Genomic DNA, 17,894 nt, shown 5'->3' on the forward strand with positions numbered 1-17,894 from the left:
TTATTTCCTGTTACCTACCCAAACTCCAAAGATTACTGCTGCTATTCCCAGGTAATGACCAGCCAAAAGCTGTTCGCCATCCAATAAACCCCACATGATAGCTACAATAGGGATCAGGTAGGTGACCGAACTGGCAAAAACCGGTGTGGCAACTTTGACCATGACATTGAAAAGAATTAGGGCAAGGGCAGTTCCCACCACTCCCAAGATAGCGATATATCCAGCTGCTATGACTGCCCCTTCTACATGAAGAAGTTTGAATGAAAATTGGGTATAAGAAAAGAGATAAATCAAAGCCAATGGCAATACCATTGTAAGAGAAATGGCTGTAATAGCGACTGGTTTTAATTCAACAAACCTGAACTTAATGATATTCAGGTTCAGTCCATAACAGGCACAGGCCAACAGTACAAAAAATGCATATGCGTTGATATCTGTAAAAGAACCAAAACCTACTCCTTCCTTTACTGTTAGGAGGATGACAACTCCTACAAATGCGATCAAAAGGCCCAATGCATTTCTTTTGGTTATTTTTGAATTGAAAAACAAAGCACCAATGATAACCACAAAAAGCGGGGTCATGGCATTGAACACTCCCGTAAGGGCTGAGCTAAGCTGGGTCTGTGCTTTGGCAAATAAAAAGGCAGGGATGAAACTACCTACCATGCCTACAGTAATCAAGTTTTTGATCTGTCTTTTATTGAGGTTTTTGAGCCTTGGCAAGGACAGGGGAAGGAGAAATAATCCAGCTGCTACAATCCTAAATGCACCTACTTCACCCGGGCTAAAGACTTCTAAGCCTCTTTTGATAAGGATGAATGAGCTCCCCCAAATCAGAGCCAAAACCAAGAGGAATCCCCAAGCTTTAAAGGTACTTTCAGATTGTATATCTCTTGACATTTGGTTTAACTATGAGGAGTAATCAATTTGAAGTAAAAATAGCAGCTGCATTCTGTTTATGAACAACAGGTTATCCGAACGGTTCAGATAAACTGATGAAATGCCATTAAAGATCTTTGGGATGATTTAAAACTGGTAATCCGCAAAAACTTCTCCTACTTCCTCCAAAATGGCAGATACTTCAGCATATGTTTCTGCTGTAACCATTCTCGTTCTGTAAGGTTTGAAGTTGGGCATGCCCCTGAAATAATTGGTATAATGCCTTCTCATTTCCAAAATCCCCTGCTTTTCCCCTTTCCACTTGACGGAAAAATCCAAATGTTTTTTGGTGACATTGATACGCTCTCCGAGGTCTGGTCCCTGTAATTTTTCTCCTTTCTCAAAATAATGCTTGATTTCGTCAAAAATCCAGGGATAACCAATTGAAGCTCGTCCTATCATCATTCCATCCACATTGTATTTTTGGCGGTATTCTAAAGCTTTTTCAGGGCTGTCTATATCCCCGTTTCCAAAAACAGGGATTTTTAAGCGCGGATTGTCTTTTACCTTATTGAGGTAAGACCAATCTGCTTCACCTTTGTACATTTGTTGACGGGTCCTGGCATGGATGCTAATCGCCTGAATGCCCACATCCTGCAATCTCTCGGCAACTTCCACGATCCTGATAGTGTCATGAGACCAACCCAGTCTTGTCTTTACTGTAACGGGAATATTAACTCTCTTTACAATCTCAGCAGTCATGGAAACCATTTTGTCGATGTCGAGCAAAATTCCTGCCCCAGCCCCTTTACAGGCTACTTTATGTACCGGGCAGCCATAATTGATGTCTAGGATGTCCGGGCCTGCTGCTTCAGCTATGGCTGCTGCTTCCCTCATAGATTCAATTTCATTTCCAAAAATCTGAATCCCAATAGGTCGTTCGTATTCAAAAATATCCAATTTTTGAACACTTTTTGCAGCATCCCTTATCAGGCCCTCAGAGCTGATGAATTCTGTATACATCAGGTCGGCACCGTTTTCTTTACAAACTGCTCTAAAAGGTGGGTCACTCACGTCTTCCATTGGTGCCAGCAACAAGGGGAATTCTCCCAATTCCAAGTTTCCTATCTTAACCACTTCTGATTTGTAATTTTCCTGTAAATTTACCGCAATTATGCAGATATATAAAACCCAAGCCCCAATTGCTTCCAAAAGGTCCTGGTTTTTGTCCCTAATGGGGATGCTTTTGATTACAATTGGAGTGATGATTGTCTTACAATTCATCGGTATTTTCTTAATTCCATCAATATTTCAAATCCCATTGGACGAAACGGTAGGCCTGTTTACCGGTGAATCGGATCATCCCAAAGCCAAATATGCCTTATTTTTTGTTCAGGCCATTGGAGCAGGCTTTGCATTTCTTGCTTCCGCTTGGCTTATTGCTAAAGTTCTAGACAAGGCCGATTTCGGTTGGAAACAACAAATGTCACGCTTTAAGTTCAAGGGACTCATTATTTTGTTAATGATAATGTTTGGCGGGGTTGTTTTCAACTCAATTATCATTGACTGGAATGCAAATGTTGAGTTCCCTGAAAGTTGGTCCTTCGTTGAAGAATGGATGAAAGAGGCCGAAGCACAGCGCATTGTTTTGACCAAATTTCTGACCGATTTCAATTCCCCATTGGAATTTTTGATTGGAATTTTGGTAATTGGATTTATTGCGGGAATTGGAGAGGAGGTATTTTTCCGGGGAGTCTTACAATCCAAGATGCATATTTACACCGGAAATATCCACTTATCAGTTTGGATCAGCGCTTTTATTTTCTCAGCGATACATATTCAGTTCTATGGTTTGTTTCCAAGGATGGTATTAGGGGCAATCTTCGGCTATATTTATTTCTATTCGGGCAGTATGATTTATCCAATAATTGCCCATATTTTAAACAATTCTCTGACTGTAACTTTGGTTTATCTCGGAAAATTGGGCATTATTGAATTTGATATAGAGAAAACTGACCAGGTATCCTGGCCTTTTGCCATGTTGGGACTGGTATTGCTCCTGATTGCCATGAAGGCATTTAAGGACAGCCATAAAAATTTCAAACTGGATGATGAATTGGCAGAAAGTCTTTGAAAACAGTTCCCCGGTAAGGGCTGAAATTGTAAAGGCTGTGTTGGAAGAAAATGATATTCCTTCAGTCATCATTAACAAAAAAGAGTCTGTTTATCAGATTCATGGACATTATGAGGTCATGGTACCTTTGAATGATGTGCTCAGGGCCATAAATATTGTGAAGAATGAGATCTCCTTTTAGAATGCGTGACCGCTTTAATATAAACAATTACAGTAATTTAGGGCAAAGGGTCATTACAGCAATTATTGGCGCTGCCATCATCATTGCAGGATCAATTGTCAGTCCATGGCTGTATTTTGTAATTTTTGGACTGATTTTGGGTTTCGCCCAAATGGAATTCTATAGACTTACAGGGTTGGATGGGATGCTTCCATTAAAAAGTTTTGGAACTTTTTTGGGAGTAACCATTTTTGCATTGTCCTTTTTGGTTGGAATCGGCCATTTAGAAGATAAGTATTACTTCCTGATTTTTCCTCTGGCTTCTTTGGTGTTCTTTATCAAACTGTACCGTAAATCTGACAAAAAACCCTTTACTGGAGTTGCCTTTACTTTCTTGGGGATCTTTTATGTGGCTGTGCCATTTTCGATGTTGAATGTTGCGGCATTTTCAGTAGATGATACCTTCCATTATGAAATCATTATCGGGTCATTATTGATTTTATGGGCCAGCGATACTGGGGCTTATTTTGCAGGGACAAAATTTGGGAAAACCAAATTGTTTGAAAGAGTATCTCCCAAGAAGTCCTGGGAGGGTTTTTTGGGAGGTGCGGCCTTGGCCTTTCTGGTTTCATATATCCTTGCCCAAAATTTCACCGCTTTGCCGGATTGGAAGTGGTTATGTATTGCCACTATCATCATCATAGCCGGAACTTATGGGGACTTGATTGAATCCCTTTTCAAAAGAAGTATAGAGATCAAAGACTCTGGAAGATCGCTTCCTGGCCATGGTGGATTTATGGACCGTTTTGACGGATTGTTATTATCAGCTCCATTCATCGCCTCATTTTTGAAAATCTTTTAAAATCTCGGATAGATATTAAAAAACTCATTAATATTGTGCAGTAATTGAACTATTCAACTAAATAAACCCAATATGGCTTACATTGAACCGGCTCCCATTAAGGATAAAGAAAATCCTTTGGAGTCCATGATGGAAAGATTTAATATCGCAGCCGAAAAATTAGGACTCTCTGACGAGGTCTATAATGTGCTGAAAAATCCCGCCAAACAAGTTATTGTTTCCCTGCCGATCACCATGGATGACGGAAAGATCAGGGTGTTTGAAGGTATCCGCGTGATCCATTCCAACATTTTAGGTCCTGCTAAGGGAGGTATCCGATTTGCTCCTGATGTGCATTTGGACGAGGTGAGGGCATTGGCAGCCTGGATGACCTGGAAATGTGCTGTAGTGGATATACCTTATGGCGGTGGTAAAGGAGGGGTTCGTTGTAATCCAAGAGAAATGTCAAAGGGCGAAATCGAAAGGTTGATGCGCGCCTACACCTTGGCCATGATTGATGTATTTGGTCCTGATAAGGACATACCTGCACCTGATATGGGTACAGGTCCGAGAGAAATGGCCTGGTTGATGGATGAATATTCCAAAGCACACGGTATGACAGTGAACGCTGTTGTTACTGGCAAGCCATTGGTATTGGGGGGCTCATTGGGAAGAACCGAAGCAACAGGTAGAGGCGTGATGGTGACAGCCCTGTCTGCCATGCAAAAACTGAAAATCAATCCTTTCCAAGCAACTTGTGCGGTACAAGGATTCGGAAACGTAGGTTCTTGGGCAGCACAACTTTTGGAAGAAAGGGGCTTGAAAGTAGTAGCAATTTCAGATATATCAGGGGCTTATCACAACGATAACGGCATCAATATTCTGGAGGCAATTTCATATAGGGATAGCAATAATGGTACCCTAGAAGGATACAAAGGTGCTGAAAAACTGTCCGACCCTATGGAATTGTTGGAGCTGGATGTGGATGTTTTGGTTCCTGCAGCGGTGGAAGATGTCATCACCATTAAAAATGTAGATAAAATTAAAGCCAAGTTGATTGTGGAAGGAGCCAATGGTCCTACTTCAGCTAAAGCAGATGCTATTATCAATGAAAAGGGGATCATGGCAGTACCTGACATCCTGGCAAATGCAGGCGGTGTAACTGTTTCTTATTTTGAATGGGTACAAAACAGATTGGGATACAAATGGACTGCTGAAAGGGTCAATAGAAGATCCGATAGGATCATGAAAGATGCTTTTGATAATGTCTATCAAGCTTCTGTGAAGTACAATGTTCCGATGAGAATTGCTGCGTATATTGTAGCCATAGACAAAGTAGCTAAAACCTATACGTTTAGGGGAGGCTTCTAAAAAAGACTAAGTAGAAAGTTTACTATATTTGGGGTGTGGGAGTAAGTCTCCTACACCCTTTTAAATTCTAATCCCATGACCATACATAGAGAAGGAAGGAAATTGTTGTTTTGGATGCTGATCATTTTGGCAGCCATAAATTTTGGTTTGAATAGATGGATTCCTGAGCAGGACACAATTTTAAATGTGGTATTACTGTTAAGTGTTGTACTTTATCTGATTGTACTGCAGTTTTTCAGAAGTCCTTATATCAAATTGCCCAATGATGAGAAATTGGTTTTTGCACCGGCAGACGGTAAAGTGGTAGTCATCGAAGAGACCTTGGAAGAAGAGTACCTGAATGAAAGAAGAAAGCAGGTTTCCATATTTATGTCTCCCATCAATGTCCATGTAAACCGCTCCCCTATAGCAGGGATTGTTGAGTATTTTAAATACCATCCCGGGAAATACCTGGTGGCATGGCATCCTAAGTCAAGCTTTGAAAATGAAAGGACAACCATGGTTATAAAAAATCCAAATGGAGTAAAGATCCTTGTTAGGCAGATTGCCGGTGCTTTGGCAAGGAGAATCAAATGGTATGTCAAAGAGGGTACTCCATTGGCCCAGGGCGGGGAATTTGGTTTTATCAAATTCGGCTCAAGAGTGGATATATTTTTGCCTTTGGATGCAGAGGTTTTGGTAAGTATTGATGAAAAAACAAAAGGTGGCAGGACCCCGATAGCGAGGTTGAAGTGATTATGAGATGGGAGACACGGGACTTTAGGCTTGTAGAGATTTGTAAACCCGTGAACAGTGAACAGGAATTTGGAATTCGAATGGAGCTTTTCTTGTTGAAACCAGGATTGTAAATCCAGTTTACCTAAAGCTCAACATTGCAAATGTAGAACAGTGGCAAGAAATTTTTGTGATTTGAGTATTTGAAATTTGATCCATATAATCCTCCAAAAAAAGAGGCTGTCACAGCAATGCTGTGCAGCCTCTTTTTTTTTCATTTTTTGGAATTTCCTTCCAAAATGGCCTTTAATTATTTTGGATTTTTAGAGCCGCCAATTTATTTGGCAGTATTGTAATTAGACAACTTTAAATTCTTTTATTCACATTATTTACTAAAAAATACTTTTAACTATTTGTTTATTACACTTTTTTGATTTTGTTTTACCGTTTAGTGAAACTGTTAAACAAAAAACGCATATGAGAAAAATTTTATCACTGATTATCTTAATGTGTTTTGTGTCTATGATGCAAGAGCTTCAGGCACAGACGAGAGTAGTTAAAGGCAAGGTGTTTTCTGAGGAGGATAAAATGGGCTTACCGGGCGCTGCAGTGCTTGTAAAGGGGACTACATTGGGTGCAGTTACCGATATGAATGGCGAATTTTCATTGGAAGTCCCTGCCGGACGAAATATCCTGGTAATATCATTTATAGGAATGAGATCTCAGGAAGTCAATATTGCTAACAGGAATGAAGTAAATGTTACCCTCAAAGAAGATGATACCGACCTTTCAGAAATTATTGTGACAGGTACTCGAGTGGGGGCAAGGTCCAGGATTGATTCTCCTGTTCCGGTAGATATCATTCCCGTATCTGAGGTTATTGATGCGGTTGGTCAGATAGACTTGAACCAAATCCTGACCTATATCGCACCCTCTTTCCAATCTAGTAGACAGACCATTTCGGATGGTACTGACCATATGGATCCTGCCCAATTGAGAGGTTTGGGTACGGACCAAGTTTTGGTCTTAATCAATGGTAAGAGAAGACATCAATCTGCTTTAGTAAATGTCAATGGCACAGTAAACAGGGGACAGGTAGGTACCGACTTAAATGCCATTCCTGCCAATGCAGTTGAAAAAATAGAAATCTTGAGAGATGGGGCTGCAGCCCAATATGGTTCAGATGCAATTGCAGGAGTCATCAATATTGTACTTAAAAGGACAGAGGGAATTTCGGGAAATGTAGCAGCAGGAACCCATGTAACACGCTTTCAAAGAGACTTTGTGATCAATGGAGGACAAAATGCTGATGCCAATGTCAGCGATGGGGATATGGTTAGTGCTGCTTTGAATTATGGACTAAAAATCGGTCAGGAAGGATTTCTGAATGTAACAGGTGAATACTCCAGAAGAGGATTTACAAACCGCTCAGGTACATACACTGGGCAGATATTTCCACTTGTCAATGGCCAAAATGTGGATGAAGAAGAGCTTAGGGCCAGAGGACTTACCAGACAGGATTTTGATATGAGAATCGGAAATTCTGCCATCAATAGCGGAGGTATTATGGTCAATTTTTCTCTTCCACTTAATAATGGACTGGAATTGTACTCTTTTGGTGGATATAATAATAAGAGAGGTAATGCCGCCGGGTTCTACAGGTATCCCAATGCCGTACCTGCCGCAGCGAGATCCAATGTATTCCAAGTTTATCCCAATGGATTCTTACCTGAAATCAATACTGATATTTCGGATATCTCCAATACTTTGGGTCTGACAGGTAATCTTGGTAACTGGAAGTTTGACCTGTCCAATACCTATGGTCAAAATATTTTTGACTTCCTGATCACCAATTCTGTCAACTTTACCCAAGCACTGTCCACTCCGAATTTCCAAAGAGAATTTGATGCTGGAGGCCTCAATTTCCTTCAAAACGTCATCAATTTCGATATGGCAAGAAAATATGATGTTTTGGCCGGTTTGAATGTAGCTGCAGGTTCAGAATTTAGGATTGAAAGGTTCGCAGTAAGAGAAGGGGAGGAATCTTCGTACAGGAACTTTGATCCCAATTCAGGGGTGGCCGCAGGCGCACAGGTATTCCCTGGCTTCGCTCCTTCTACTGCTGGTGCTTGGACAAGAAATAACATAGGTTTGTACCTCGATTTGGAACAGGATTTCACTGAGAAATTCAATGTGGCAGGTGCTTTGAGATTTGAGAACTATTCCGACTTTGGAAGTACCCTGAATTATAAATTGGCTTCAAGGTATAAAATTACAGATGGATTTGTATTGAGAGGGTCGACTTCAACAGGTTTCAGGGCCCCTTCCATGCAGCAGCGTTTTTACTCTAGGGTGAATACCCTGTTTGTAACTTTACCTGGACAAGGTCTTGTACCTGTAGAAGCCGGTACCTTCAGAAACGATAGCGAGCCAGCCCGAATCCTTGGTATCCCTACGCTTCAGCAGGAGACATCCAGAAGCTTTACCCTTGGTACTACTTTGCAGCCTGTAAACAATCTTGAAATTACAATCGATGCTTACCAGATCGACATTGATGATCGAATTGTTTTGACCAATAACTTTACCGCTGGCGGTGATCCGGAATTGGCAGAAAGATTAAGAGCCGCAAATGCAAATACGGCCAATTTCTTTACCAATGCCATTGATACCAGAGCCAGAGGTATCGAAACAGTAATTACTTACAATTTATTCTTCAGGAATAATTCCAAACTGAATTTGATTTTGGCAGGAACTTTCATTGATAATTCAGTGAAAAAAGATGCCAACGGAAACCCGATTATAAAAGCTTCTCCAATTTTGGAACAAACTGGTCAGATAGGCAACTATTTTAACAGAGAGGACCAAAGTAGGATAGAGGTGGCCAATCCAAGGGATAAAGTCAGCTTTATGGCCAATTACAATATAGGGAAGTTTACTTTCATGTACAGAGCGGTTAGGTTTGGACAGGTAGTTTTCCTAGATCCCACGATGGGAACAGATCCGGCAACCTGGCCCATCAATACCCTGACAGGTCAGAGAGAAACATTAGATCAAACCTTTTCACCAAAAGTTGTTACAGATGTGACTGTAAGTTATAAGTTCACTGATAACCTGAGACTCAACCTTGGTGCAAACAACTTGTTTGATGTGTATCAGGATGTACATACCCATAGTGGAAACTTTAGCTTGGGAAGGTTTGTGTATTCCAGGAGGGTACAACAAATGGGATTCAATGGAAGATTCATCTTTGCCAGGTTAAACTTCAACTTCTAAGCGAAAAGACTTAATAAAAGAGGCTGACTCATAAGTCTATTTAAAAAATTTGAAAGGCTGCCCGATACCTCTGGCAGCCTTTTTTCTTATTTAACTCAAAATGGTTATTTTAAAGTGTGCAAGAGCAAGTCTTAAATAAAGTCTTTGAAGACTATTGAGGTTAACAGAAAACCTGAAATATAAATATCCGAAGCGAAGAAAAGGCTGACAAAAAATAAAGGCCTAATTTCATCAAATCGGCCTCAATCGCTTAATTGTGCTGTTCCTTGAATTTGAATTTACTGAGACAGCCTTTTTTATATAAGCAGCCCCTCTTTTTTAACAAAACAGGGTTTTTATACAGTTTTTTTGTTTTTAAAGTAAAGAAAACTGAATGCCAAAGTACTCAGGAAAAAGATCAACGTTGTCCATTCATAGGTTCTTTTGTCTGACTTTCTTTCTTCCACTACCTGATCTTTTTCAGCTAAAGCCCTCTTTAAAATGGCAATTTCCCTTTCCTGCTTTTGGGAAATGAATTTATAATCATTTTTCTCGTAAGTGATTTCAGTCTTCTCGATTTCACTTAACATTTTTAGTTCTTCCATGATCTGATTGTCCTTTTGGATGATTCTGGCCATCCAATCATGGGTTTCGATCATGTCTTTTTTTGTGCGATTACCAAATATCCCGCTTTTTTTACTTTCTGAGGCTTTCCATTCCCTATGCATTTTATCCCTTTCAATTAGTAAATTTTCCAGCTTAGCTTGAGAAAACCCATAAAAAGGAGCTAAAAGCATTAAAAAAACAATCAATCTCTTCATGATAGCTATTTTGGTATTATTCAAACTCATACTCAAATAACATGCCGAAGTAGTTGATGCTCAGCGGAATTTATTGCCGATTCTTCTTTTAAAACCACCACGTCTGCGCTTGTTGTTGGTATAGAAATTATACATGAAATTGATCGCAAAAACTGTGATGGTAAGAGGGATAAACAAATCAGGAAGCATGATTTTGATACCCAAAAGGATAAATAGGGTAGCGATAATGCCCATTTTAAAGGTGGTATGGCTCTCGGGATAGATCCTTCCTATTAGGTATAAACTCAAACTTTCAATGAGGACCATTAAAATGATCAAGTAGGTTAACATGTCCTTCATGGTGGTGTCTTGGGACCAGACTACCCAGGCAAGTCCTGCAGCTACTAATATTAAACTGGCTGATTGGATGGATGTATTCAATCTTTCTCTCATGTCGCTTTTTGGGGTTCAACTGCCAAATAAGATAGGGAATTTATCCAAAACATCAAAAAACAATTTGTTTAACAAGAATTTTACAGATAAGTGGTTTTAAAAAAGAAAAGGCTGAAAATGCCTTTACCATTGTAAATAAAAAAATTGTTTCACCACAACTTGTCCCGTATGCGGGATAGACACATAGATCACATAGCGGTAGAGTTAAATTTTAACGATGATGTTTTTATTGTCGAAGGATTTCTATGTGCACTATGTTGCTATGTGGTTATAAAAAAGATAATCCTGAAAATGCCTTAACCATTGTAAATAAAAAAATTGTTTAACCACTTAGACACATAGATCACATAGCGGTAGAGTTAAATTTTGGAAATAAGTTTTTTATAGTCGAGAGATTTCTATGTGCACTATGTTGCTATGTGGTTATAAAAAAGATAATCCTGAAAATGACTTAACCATTGTAAATAAGAAAATTGTTTCACCACAACTTGTCCCAAATGCAGGATAGACACATAGATCACATAACGGTAGAGCTAAATTTTAGCGATGATGTTTTCATTGCCGAAGTCTAACTATGTGCACTATGTTTCTATGTGGTTTTAAAAAAGAAAAGGCTGAAAAGGCATAATCATTGTAAATAAGAAAATTGTTTCACCACAACTTGTCCCGTATGCGGGATAGACACATAGATCACATAGCGTTTGAGCTAAATTTTAGCGATGATGTTTTCATTTCCGAAGTCTAACTATGTGCACTATGTTTCTATGTGGTTATAAAAAAGAAAAGGCTGAAAAGGCTTAATCATTGTAAATAAGAAAATTGTTTAACCACTTAGACACATAGATCACATAGCGGTAGAGTTAAATTTTGGAAATAAGTTTTTTATAGTCGAGAGATTTCTATGTGCACTATGTTGCTATGTGGTTATAAAAAAGAAAATCCTGAAAATGACTTAATCATTGTAAATAAGAAAATTGTTTCACCACAACTTGTCCCATATGCAGGATAGACAGATAGATCACATAACGGTAGAGCTAAATTTTAGCGATGATGTTTTCATTGCCGAAGTCTAACTATGTGCACTATGTTGCTATGTGGTATTAAAAAAATAAGGCTGAAAAGGCCTTAACCATTGTAAATAAAAAATTGTTTCACCACCTAGACACATAGATCACATAGCGTTTGAGCTAAATTTTGGCGATGATGTTTTCATTTCCTAAGTCTGACTATGTGCACTATGTTGCTATGTGGTTATAAAAAAGATAATCCTGAAAATGCCTTAACCATTGTAAATAAAAAAATTGTTTCACCACCTAGACACATAGATCACATAGCGGTAGAGTTAAATTTTAGCGATGATGTTTTTATTGTCGAAGGATTTCTATGTGCACTATGTTGCTATGTGGTTTTAAAAAAGATTTTGCAGTAAAAGCCTTAATATTTTTAAAACTGGTAATCTTGTCTTACAGCTGACGCAACAAATTAGATGCAAATCATAATGAAGTTTTTGATAATTGAAGCCTACCATATGATTTTATGAAGTGAAAAAAATGCACCAAGTACCAAGATTCGGGCTTGGTACTTGGTGCATTGTGACTGGTCAATGGATTAAAGCTTCCTCTTGATAAAATCAGTCATCAGGCTGTACAAATGCCATGTAGTATTGCCACCATAAATTCCATGATTCCTATTGGGGTAATACATGGTTTCGAACTGCTTGTCAGCTTTGACCAGAGCATCCACCAAATCCACCGCATTTTGGAAATGTACATTGTCATCACCCGTCCCGTGGATCAAAAGGTAATTTCCTTTAAGTCTGTTAACATGGGTGATCGGACTATAGTCATCGTATCCAGTAGCGTTCAATTGTGGTGTCTGAAGGTATCTTTCGGTATAAATGGTGTCATAGTACCTCCAGGTAGTCACCGGGGCAACGGCAATGGCAGATTTGAAAACATCATTCCCGACCATTAGCGCAAGGGAAGACATATACCCCCCATAAGACCATCCCCAAATACCTATTCGGGAAGCATCTACATAAGGCAATGTTCCCAGAAATTTGGCTCCGGCAATTTGATCCTCAGTTTCAAATTTGCCCAGTTTAGCATATGTGATATGCTTGAAATCTCTTCCTCTTGCACCTGTTCCTCTGTTGTCCACGCAGACCACAATGTATCCTTCTGAAGCAAGGTGGTGGTGCCAATAGTCACGTGTACCTCCCCAAGAATTAGTGACATTTTGAGAGCCAGGGCCTCCATAGACATACATTAAAACCGGATATTTTTTGTTCTCCTCAAAATGGGGAGGTTTGATCATATATGCATTTAATGAAGTACCATCAACAGTATTGAAGGTAAAGAATTCCTTGGGTGAAATGCTGTAATTGGCCAATTTGGATCTCAGTTCAGCATTTTCCTCCAATACCTTTACCAATTTGCCGGAAGCTTCATTCAAGGTGACCCTCAAAGGGCTGATTGCACTGGAATGATTGGCTATGTAGTATTTGAAATCCTTGCTCATATTGACAGAAGTCGTGCCTTTTTCTGGGGTAAGTATTTTTTTGTTTTTGCCATCCAGATTGATCACGTAGAGATTTCTTTCCAAGGGAGAAGCTTCAGTTGAAATAAAATAGATTTTCCTGTTTTTCTCATCAACTCCTACCAAATTGGTAACCTCCCAGTTGCCTGAAGTAATCTGACGGATGAGTTTCCCTTCATTGTCATGATGGTAAATGTGCTTAAATCCGTCCTGCTCAGAGGTTCTGATAAAGCCTTTGTTCCCTTCCAGAAACCTTAGGTCATCATTGTAATCCAGATCGACATAGGTATTGGATTTTTCCTGGAGGATCAGGCGTGTCGCTCCAGTCTGGGAATTGGCGTATAATAAATCCAGTTCGTTTTGAAGCCTATTGAGCCTTAGGAAGGCCAGAGTGTTATTATCATTAGTCCAATAGATCCTTGGGAGATAAATATCTTTTTCTTCCCCAGTATCCACCTTGACCGTTTGTTTAGTGCTTAGGTCATAGATATGGATGCTCACTTCTGCATTTTTTTCACCTGCTTTGGGGTATTTAAAGCGATAATCTTCCGGATAGAGTTTTCCCCAAGTCTGCATATTGAACTCAGGAACCTCTGTCTCATCAAATCGGATAAAGGCAATTTTTTTTCCATCAGGGGACCAATCAAAGGCCTTGGACATGGAAAATTCTTCTTCATAAACCCAGTCTGCTGCACCATTTATAATGTGGTTCCATTTACCGTCACTTGTGATTTGGGTTACCTGATGGGAAGCAAGTTCTACCATAAATAGGTTGTTATCCTTCACAAAGGCGACCTTATCATTGTCTGGAGAGAGAGTTGCATACATGATTTTCTCCCCATCCATTAATTTTTGAGCAGTTCCAGTTTTTAGGTCTACCACATGAAAAATGCCCTTACTGGATCTTCTGTAAATGCTTTCCACTTCAGAGGCGATCAATGCCTTTGTTTCATCAGGATTAAATGAATAGCTTGAAAAGTTGATGCCAAGTTTACCGCCATCAATCAATACAGCAGCTTCTTCTCCGGTCGCCACATTGATTTTAACCACTACCGGATTGGTCAGTCCCCGCTTCATGGATGAATAATACTGTCCATCTTTCATCCAGTTGATTCCATAGACAGATTTTTGGGAAAAGGTATTGGTTTTGAATACATCTTCCAGACTTACTGTTTTTTTATCTTGGGCATTTATATATCCTGGAAACAGCAGAACCAGAAAACACAATAAAATGAAGTTATACCTGAGCATATTGTTGAGTTTAATTCGGTGGCGAAGATAAAAATTTTGGAGAGAAGGAAAAGTTTGACTTTTACCAAGGGATAAATTCACTGACTCTAATGGCAATATCTGTTACATGGTAGGTTATTCCAGTCCTGTCAAAAGATTTTATTCCAAAATTTCAAAAGAAATTTCCCTAAATTTTCAGTAATTCGGGTATTGAATCCATTGTCTTATGAAGAAAAAAATAGCCTTGGTTACCGGTGGGTTTACCGGAGAGTCGGTAGTTTCCCTGAAAAGTGCAGCAGTCGTAGAGAGGACCATTGACAAAAGCAGGTATGATCTCTTTAAGATTCTGGTATATCCGGGTGATTGGTACCATGAAGCTGCAGATGGCCAAAAAGTGCCGGTTGACCTAAATGATTTTTCAATACAGGTGGAGGGCAAAAAAATAACCTTCGATGGGGTCTTCAATATCCTCCATGGCTCCCCCGGTGAAGACGGTAAATTGGCCGGATATTTTGATATGTTGGGCATTCCCTATACCACCTGCGATGCACTTACTTCAGCTATTACCATGAACAAAGGCTATACCAAGGCTATCGTACAGGATATCCCCGAGCTCTTTGTAGCAAGGTCCATTCAGCTTTTTGAAAACAAAGTTGAAAATCTGGAAATGATCCAAAAGGAATTGAGGTTTCCACTTTTTGTCAAACCGAATAATGGTGGCAGTAGCATTGGAATGAGCAAAGTGAAAGTCCCATCTGAACTTCAGGAAGCTTTGGACAAAGCTTTTGCAGAAGACAATCAGGTATTGGTGGAGGAATTTGTTTCCGGACGGGAGTTTTCAATCGGCGTTTACCATGCCAAAGGCAAAACCACTGTACTCCCTGCGACTGAAATTATCAGCAGTAAAGAATTTTTCGATTTTGAAGCCAAATATTCACCCGGTGTGACCGAGGAGATCACACCTGGAAGAATGTCTGAAGAAGAAACTGAAAGAGTCAAAAGGATTATCGAAAGGGTCTATCAAAAGCTCAACTGCAAAGGTGCGGTGAGAATTGATTACTTTCTGGAATACGAAACCGATAAATTCTATTTCATTGAAATTAATACGGTGCCAGGGCAGACTGAGACCAGTTTGATCTCGCAGCAGGTCCGGGCCATAGGTATGGAGGTGAAGGATTTCTACACCGAACTTATAGAAGAAATGTTTACCTCAACCTGAGGCTGTTGCTCACTACTGAAACCGAACTCAGCGCCATGGCTGCACCGGCCAGCATTGGATTCAAGAGGAAGCCAAAGGCTGGGTAGAGAATTCCGGCGGCTACAGGGATCCCTATGATGTTATAGATAAATGCCCAAAATAGGTTCTGATGAATGATGTTCACCGATTTTCTCATCAGTTGTAACGTTTTGGGGATTTGCTGCAGGTCTGAATGTACCAAGGTGATTTCTGCTACCTCCATCGCAATATCTGTACCCTTGCCCATGGCAATGCTCAGGTCGGCCAAACTAAGGGCTTCACTGTCGTTGATTCCGTCACCTGCCATGGCCACTGTTTTGTTTTGGGATTTAAGGTCTTTGATATAATTTGCTTTGTCCTGAGGAAGCGTTTCTGAGCGGTAATTCCTAATCCCCAGTTGCCGGGCAACCCAAGATGCTGTCTTCTCCTGATCTCCGGTCAGCATATGAACTTCTATTCCCAATTGCTGGATCGCCTGGACTGCCTCTTTTGAACTCGCTTTGACCGGATCTGAAATTTTAATAGCTCCCATCAATTGATCTTCTTTGGAAACAAAGACTACCGAAGCCCCTTCATTTAAGGCTTTCTCTGCCCAATTCAATACCGATTTGTCTTCCTGAATACCGGATGCTTTCAACCATTTCAGGGTACCAATACGGAAAGTGGAGTGCTCCAAGCGCGCCATTACGCCTTTGCCTGTTTCGCTTTTGAAGTCAATAAGTCTTGTATCGCCCGGTAATTTCCTAAAGTGATTGACAATGGCCTTGGCCAGGGGATGTTCACTTTTCTCTTCCATTGCCTTTAGAATGGGAAAATCCATTTCTTTCCAGCCATCCAGGAAGTACACATCTGTTACCTGTGGATTGCCTTCCGTAATGGTGCCTGTTTTGTCCAGCACAATAGCATCGATTTTTTTGCCTTTTTCAAGGCTCTCCGCATCTTTGATCAGGATGCCCATAGAAGCTCCTTTGCCCATGGCTGCCATGATGGCAGTTGGGGTAGCCAAGCCTAAAGCACAGGGGCAGGCTATCACCAATACGGTAATCATAGCCAACATTCCTTTCAGCCAAGCATCATCCACCCCACTGAACCCCCATATCAAAAAGGTGAGGAAAGCAATGGCCAAAACCGTGGGAACAAAAACGCCGGCCACCTTATCCACTGTTTTTTGAATGGGAGCCTTGGAACCCTGTGCGGCTTTTACCCTTTCAATAATTTGTGATAAGAGGGTCTGATCACCTACCTGATCGGCTTTGAAGTTGAAACTTCCCTCTTGATTGATTGTTCCGGCAAATACTTTTTGGTCTTTTTCCTTGAGTACCGGCAGCGGTTCCCCGGTGAGCATACTTTCATTGACATAAGAACTTCCTTCTGTTACCGTTCCGTCCAATGGGATTTTTTGTCCGGGCCTGACCAGGATGATTTCTCCAACCTGCACATCCTTGGTATTTTTAACTACCGCAATTCCTTTCTCCAAAACCGTTAATTCCTGAGGCTGTAGCCCCATCAATTTTTTAAGGGCCTCACTTGTACCTGCTTTGGCACCGGATTCTAAACTTTTGCCCAGTAGAATAAAAAACAGAATGACAGCAGCAGCTTCAAAATAGACATGCGGTTCCAGTCCTCTTTTTATGAGGAACTCAGGGAAAAAGGTGTTGAAAGTACTGTAAAGGTAGGCTATCCCGGTACTCATGGCCACAAGGGTATCCATGTTAGCCTGGCGGTTTTTGGCCAATTTCCAGGCCTGAACAAAAAACTGTCTTCCGAAAATCAGCAGAATGGGTGTGGTCAATCCCCACATGATGTAGTTTCCATAAGGCATATGCATCCAAAACATGCCGATAAGGAAAACAGGCAAAGCCAGGAAACCAGCGTATAAGGTCCTTTTTTTAAGCAGCTGATGTGCCTCCCATTGCATTTTTTCCAGTTCTTCCTGCTGAAGGTTTTCAATCAGCAGATCGTAACCGCTTGATTGCACACGCTTTTTCAGATCTTCCAGATTGGTGTTTTCTTCTTCCCACTCTACTATCGCAAGATGGTTGGCATAATTGACGGCAGCCTGTTTTACTCCTGGGCTTGCTGCAAGGGTTTTTTCCACTGCGATCGCGCAGGCGGCACAGCTCATTCCGCTAACCGGTATCTCTTTTTTTATGGTTGACATTTTTTGAATTTTATTTTTTGCCACAAAGCCACGAAGACACGGAGGTCTTATGTTATATGCCACAAAGGCACGAAACCTTTAAGGTCTTTTGATGCCATAAAGTTACACCTTGTGTCTGCCATCC

General features: G+C 40.4%; 13 protein-coding genes. 7 read left to right on the plus strand and 6 right to left on the minus strand.

The annotated features are described in order from the left end of the window. Both CLV48_RS14740 and dusB read right to left on the minus strand, forming a co-directional pair. Entirely contained in the window at positions 1 to 900 is a 900-nt protein-coding gene (locus tag CLV48_RS14740; RefSeq protein WP_106568058.1) for a DMT family transporter, read from the minus strand. Between the two features lie 126 nt (positions 901 to 1,026). Next, a complete protein-coding gene (gene dusB, locus CLV48_RS14745; RefSeq protein WP_106568096.1) occupies positions 1,027 to 2,016 on the minus strand; it encodes a tRNA dihydrouridine synthase DusB in 990 nt (329 codons plus the stop codon). A gap of 37 nt (positions 2,017 to 2,053) precedes the next feature. On the opposite strand from dusB, the gene CLV48_RS14750 reads away from it, so the two are divergent. The 6 genes from CLV48_RS14750 (at position 2,054) to CLV48_RS14775 (ending at position 9,372) form a co-directional block, all read left to right on the plus strand. Next, entirely contained in the window at positions 2,054 to 3,013 is a 960-nt protein-coding gene (locus tag CLV48_RS14750) for a CPBP family intramembrane glutamic endopeptidase (protein ID WP_106568059.1), read from the plus strand. Further along, positions 2,988 to 3,194 (plus strand): putative signal transducing protein, encoded by a 207-nt coding sequence (locus CLV48_RS14755; protein WP_106568060.1) that lies wholly within the window; start codon positions 2,988 to 2,990, stop codon positions 3,192 to 3,194. Before CLV48_RS14750 ends, CLV48_RS14755 begins: the two co-directional genes overlap by 26 nt. Next, entirely contained in the window at positions 3,178 to 4,035 is an 858-nt protein-coding gene (locus CLV48_RS14760) for a phosphatidate cytidylyltransferase (protein WP_245889571.1), read from the plus strand. Before CLV48_RS14755 ends, CLV48_RS14760 begins: the two co-directional genes overlap by 17 nt. Positions 4,036 to 4,107: 72 nt before the next feature. Further along, entirely contained in the window at positions 4,108 to 5,385 is a 1,278-nt protein-coding gene (locus tag CLV48_RS14765) for a Glu/Leu/Phe/Val family dehydrogenase (RefSeq protein ID WP_106568062.1), read from the plus strand. A gap of 75 nt (positions 5,386 to 5,460) precedes the next feature. Next, positions 5,461 to 6,120, plus strand: coding sequence for a phosphatidylserine decarboxylase family protein (locus CLV48_RS14770; RefSeq protein WP_106568063.1), 660 nt, complete (start codon positions 5,461 to 5,463; stop codon positions 6,118 to 6,120). A gap of 456 nt (positions 6,121 to 6,576) precedes the next feature. Next, positions 6,577 to 9,372, plus strand: coding sequence for a TonB-dependent receptor (locus CLV48_RS14775; RefSeq protein ID WP_106568064.1), 2,796 nt, complete (start codon positions 6,577 to 6,579; stop codon positions 9,370 to 9,372). Between the two features lie 335 nt (positions 9,373 to 9,707). Here the strand turns inward: CLV48_RS14775 and CLV48_RS14780 are convergent, their stop codons facing one another. The 3 genes from CLV48_RS14780 to CLV48_RS14795 form a co-directional block, all read right to left on the minus strand. Further along, positions 9,708 to 10,172, minus strand: coding sequence for a Clp protease ClpB (locus tag CLV48_RS14780; protein ID WP_106568097.1), 465 nt, complete (start codon positions 10,170 to 10,172; stop codon positions 9,708 to 9,710). A 60-nt stretch (positions 10,173 to 10,232) separates the two neighbouring features. Continuing rightward, a complete protein-coding gene (locus tag CLV48_RS14785; protein WP_106568065.1) occupies positions 10,233 to 10,604 on the minus strand; it encodes a hypothetical protein in 372 nt (123 codons plus the stop codon). Positions 10,605 to 12,212: 1,608 nt separating this feature from the next. Next, positions 12,213 to 14,393 (minus strand): S9 family peptidase, encoded by a 2,181-nt coding sequence (locus CLV48_RS14795; RefSeq protein ID WP_106568067.1) that lies wholly within the window; start codon positions 14,391 to 14,393, stop codon positions 12,213 to 12,215. A 205-nt stretch (positions 14,394 to 14,598) separates the two neighbouring features. Here CLV48_RS14795 and CLV48_RS14800 point away from each other — a divergent pair, with 205 nt between their 5' ends. Next, positions 14,599 to 15,591 carry a D-alanine--D-alanine ligase gene (locus CLV48_RS14800; protein WP_106568068.1) on the plus strand — a complete coding sequence of 331 codons (993 nt, stop codon included), beginning with the start codon at positions 14,599 to 14,601 and terminating at the stop codon, positions 15,589 to 15,591. On the opposite strand, the gene CLV48_RS14805 is transcribed toward CLV48_RS14800, so the two are convergent. Beyond that, the gene (locus tag CLV48_RS14805) at positions 15,578 to 17,770 is read right to left on the minus strand and encodes a heavy metal translocating P-type ATPase (RefSeq protein WP_106568069.1); all 2,193 of its coding nucleotides are present in this window, start codon (positions 17,768 to 17,770) and stop codon (positions 15,578 to 15,580) included. The two genes, CLV48_RS14800 and CLV48_RS14805, sit on opposite strands and share 14 nt — an antisense overlap. Positions 17,771 to 17,894: the final 124 nt, after the last annotated feature.

The organism is Cecembia rubra, from assembly GCF_003014575.1.
In the GTDB taxonomy this organism is placed as follows: domain Bacteria; phylum Bacteroidota; class Bacteroidia; order Cytophagales; family Cyclobacteriaceae; genus Cecembia_A; species Cecembia_A rubra.

Bases quoted from the DNA above. Each gene is read 5' to 3' on its own strand.
- CLV48_RS14740 (WP_106568058.1), bottom strand. From the start codon at position 900: ATGTCAAGAGATATACAATCTGAAAGTACCTTTAAAGCTTGGGGATTC.
- CLV48_RS14750 (WP_106568059.1), top strand. From the start codon at position 2,054: ATGCAGATATATAAAACCCAAGCCCCAATTGCTTCCAAAAGGTCCTGG.
- CLV48_RS14755 (WP_106568060.1), top strand. From the start codon at position 2,988: ATGATGAATTGGCAGAAAGTCTTTGAAAACAGTTCCCCGGTAAGGGCT.
- CLV48_RS14760 (WP_245889571.1), top strand. From the start codon at position 3,178: ATGAGATCTCCTTTTAGAATGCGTGACCGCTTTAATATAAACAATTAC.
- CLV48_RS14765 (WP_106568062.1), top strand. From the start codon at position 4,108: ATGGCTTACATTGAACCGGCTCCCATTAAGGATAAAGAAAATCCTTTG.
- CLV48_RS14770 (WP_106568063.1), top strand. From the start codon at position 5,461: ATGACCATACATAGAGAAGGAAGGAAATTGTTGTTTTGGATGCTGATC.
- CLV48_RS14775 (WP_106568064.1), top strand. From the start codon at position 6,577: ATGAGAAAAATTTTATCACTGATTATCTTAATGTGTTTTGTGTCTATG.
- CLV48_RS14780 (WP_106568097.1), bottom strand. From the start codon at position 10,172: ATGAAGAGATTGATTGTTTTTTTAATGCTTTTAGCTCCTTTTTATGGG.
- CLV48_RS14785 (WP_106568065.1), bottom strand. From the start codon at position 10,604: ATGAGAGAAAGATTGAATACATCCATCCAATCAGCCAGTTTAATATTA.
- CLV48_RS14795 (WP_106568067.1), bottom strand. From the start codon at position 14,393: ATGCTCAGGTATAACTTCATTTTATTGTGTTTTCTGGTTCTGCTGTTT.
- CLV48_RS14800 (WP_106568068.1), top strand. From the start codon at position 14,599: ATGAAGAAAAAAATAGCCTTGGTTACCGGTGGGTTTACCGGAGAGTCG.
- CLV48_RS14805 (WP_106568069.1), bottom strand. From the start codon at position 17,770: ATGTCAACCATAAAAAAAGAGATACCGGTTAGCGGAATGAGCTGTGCC.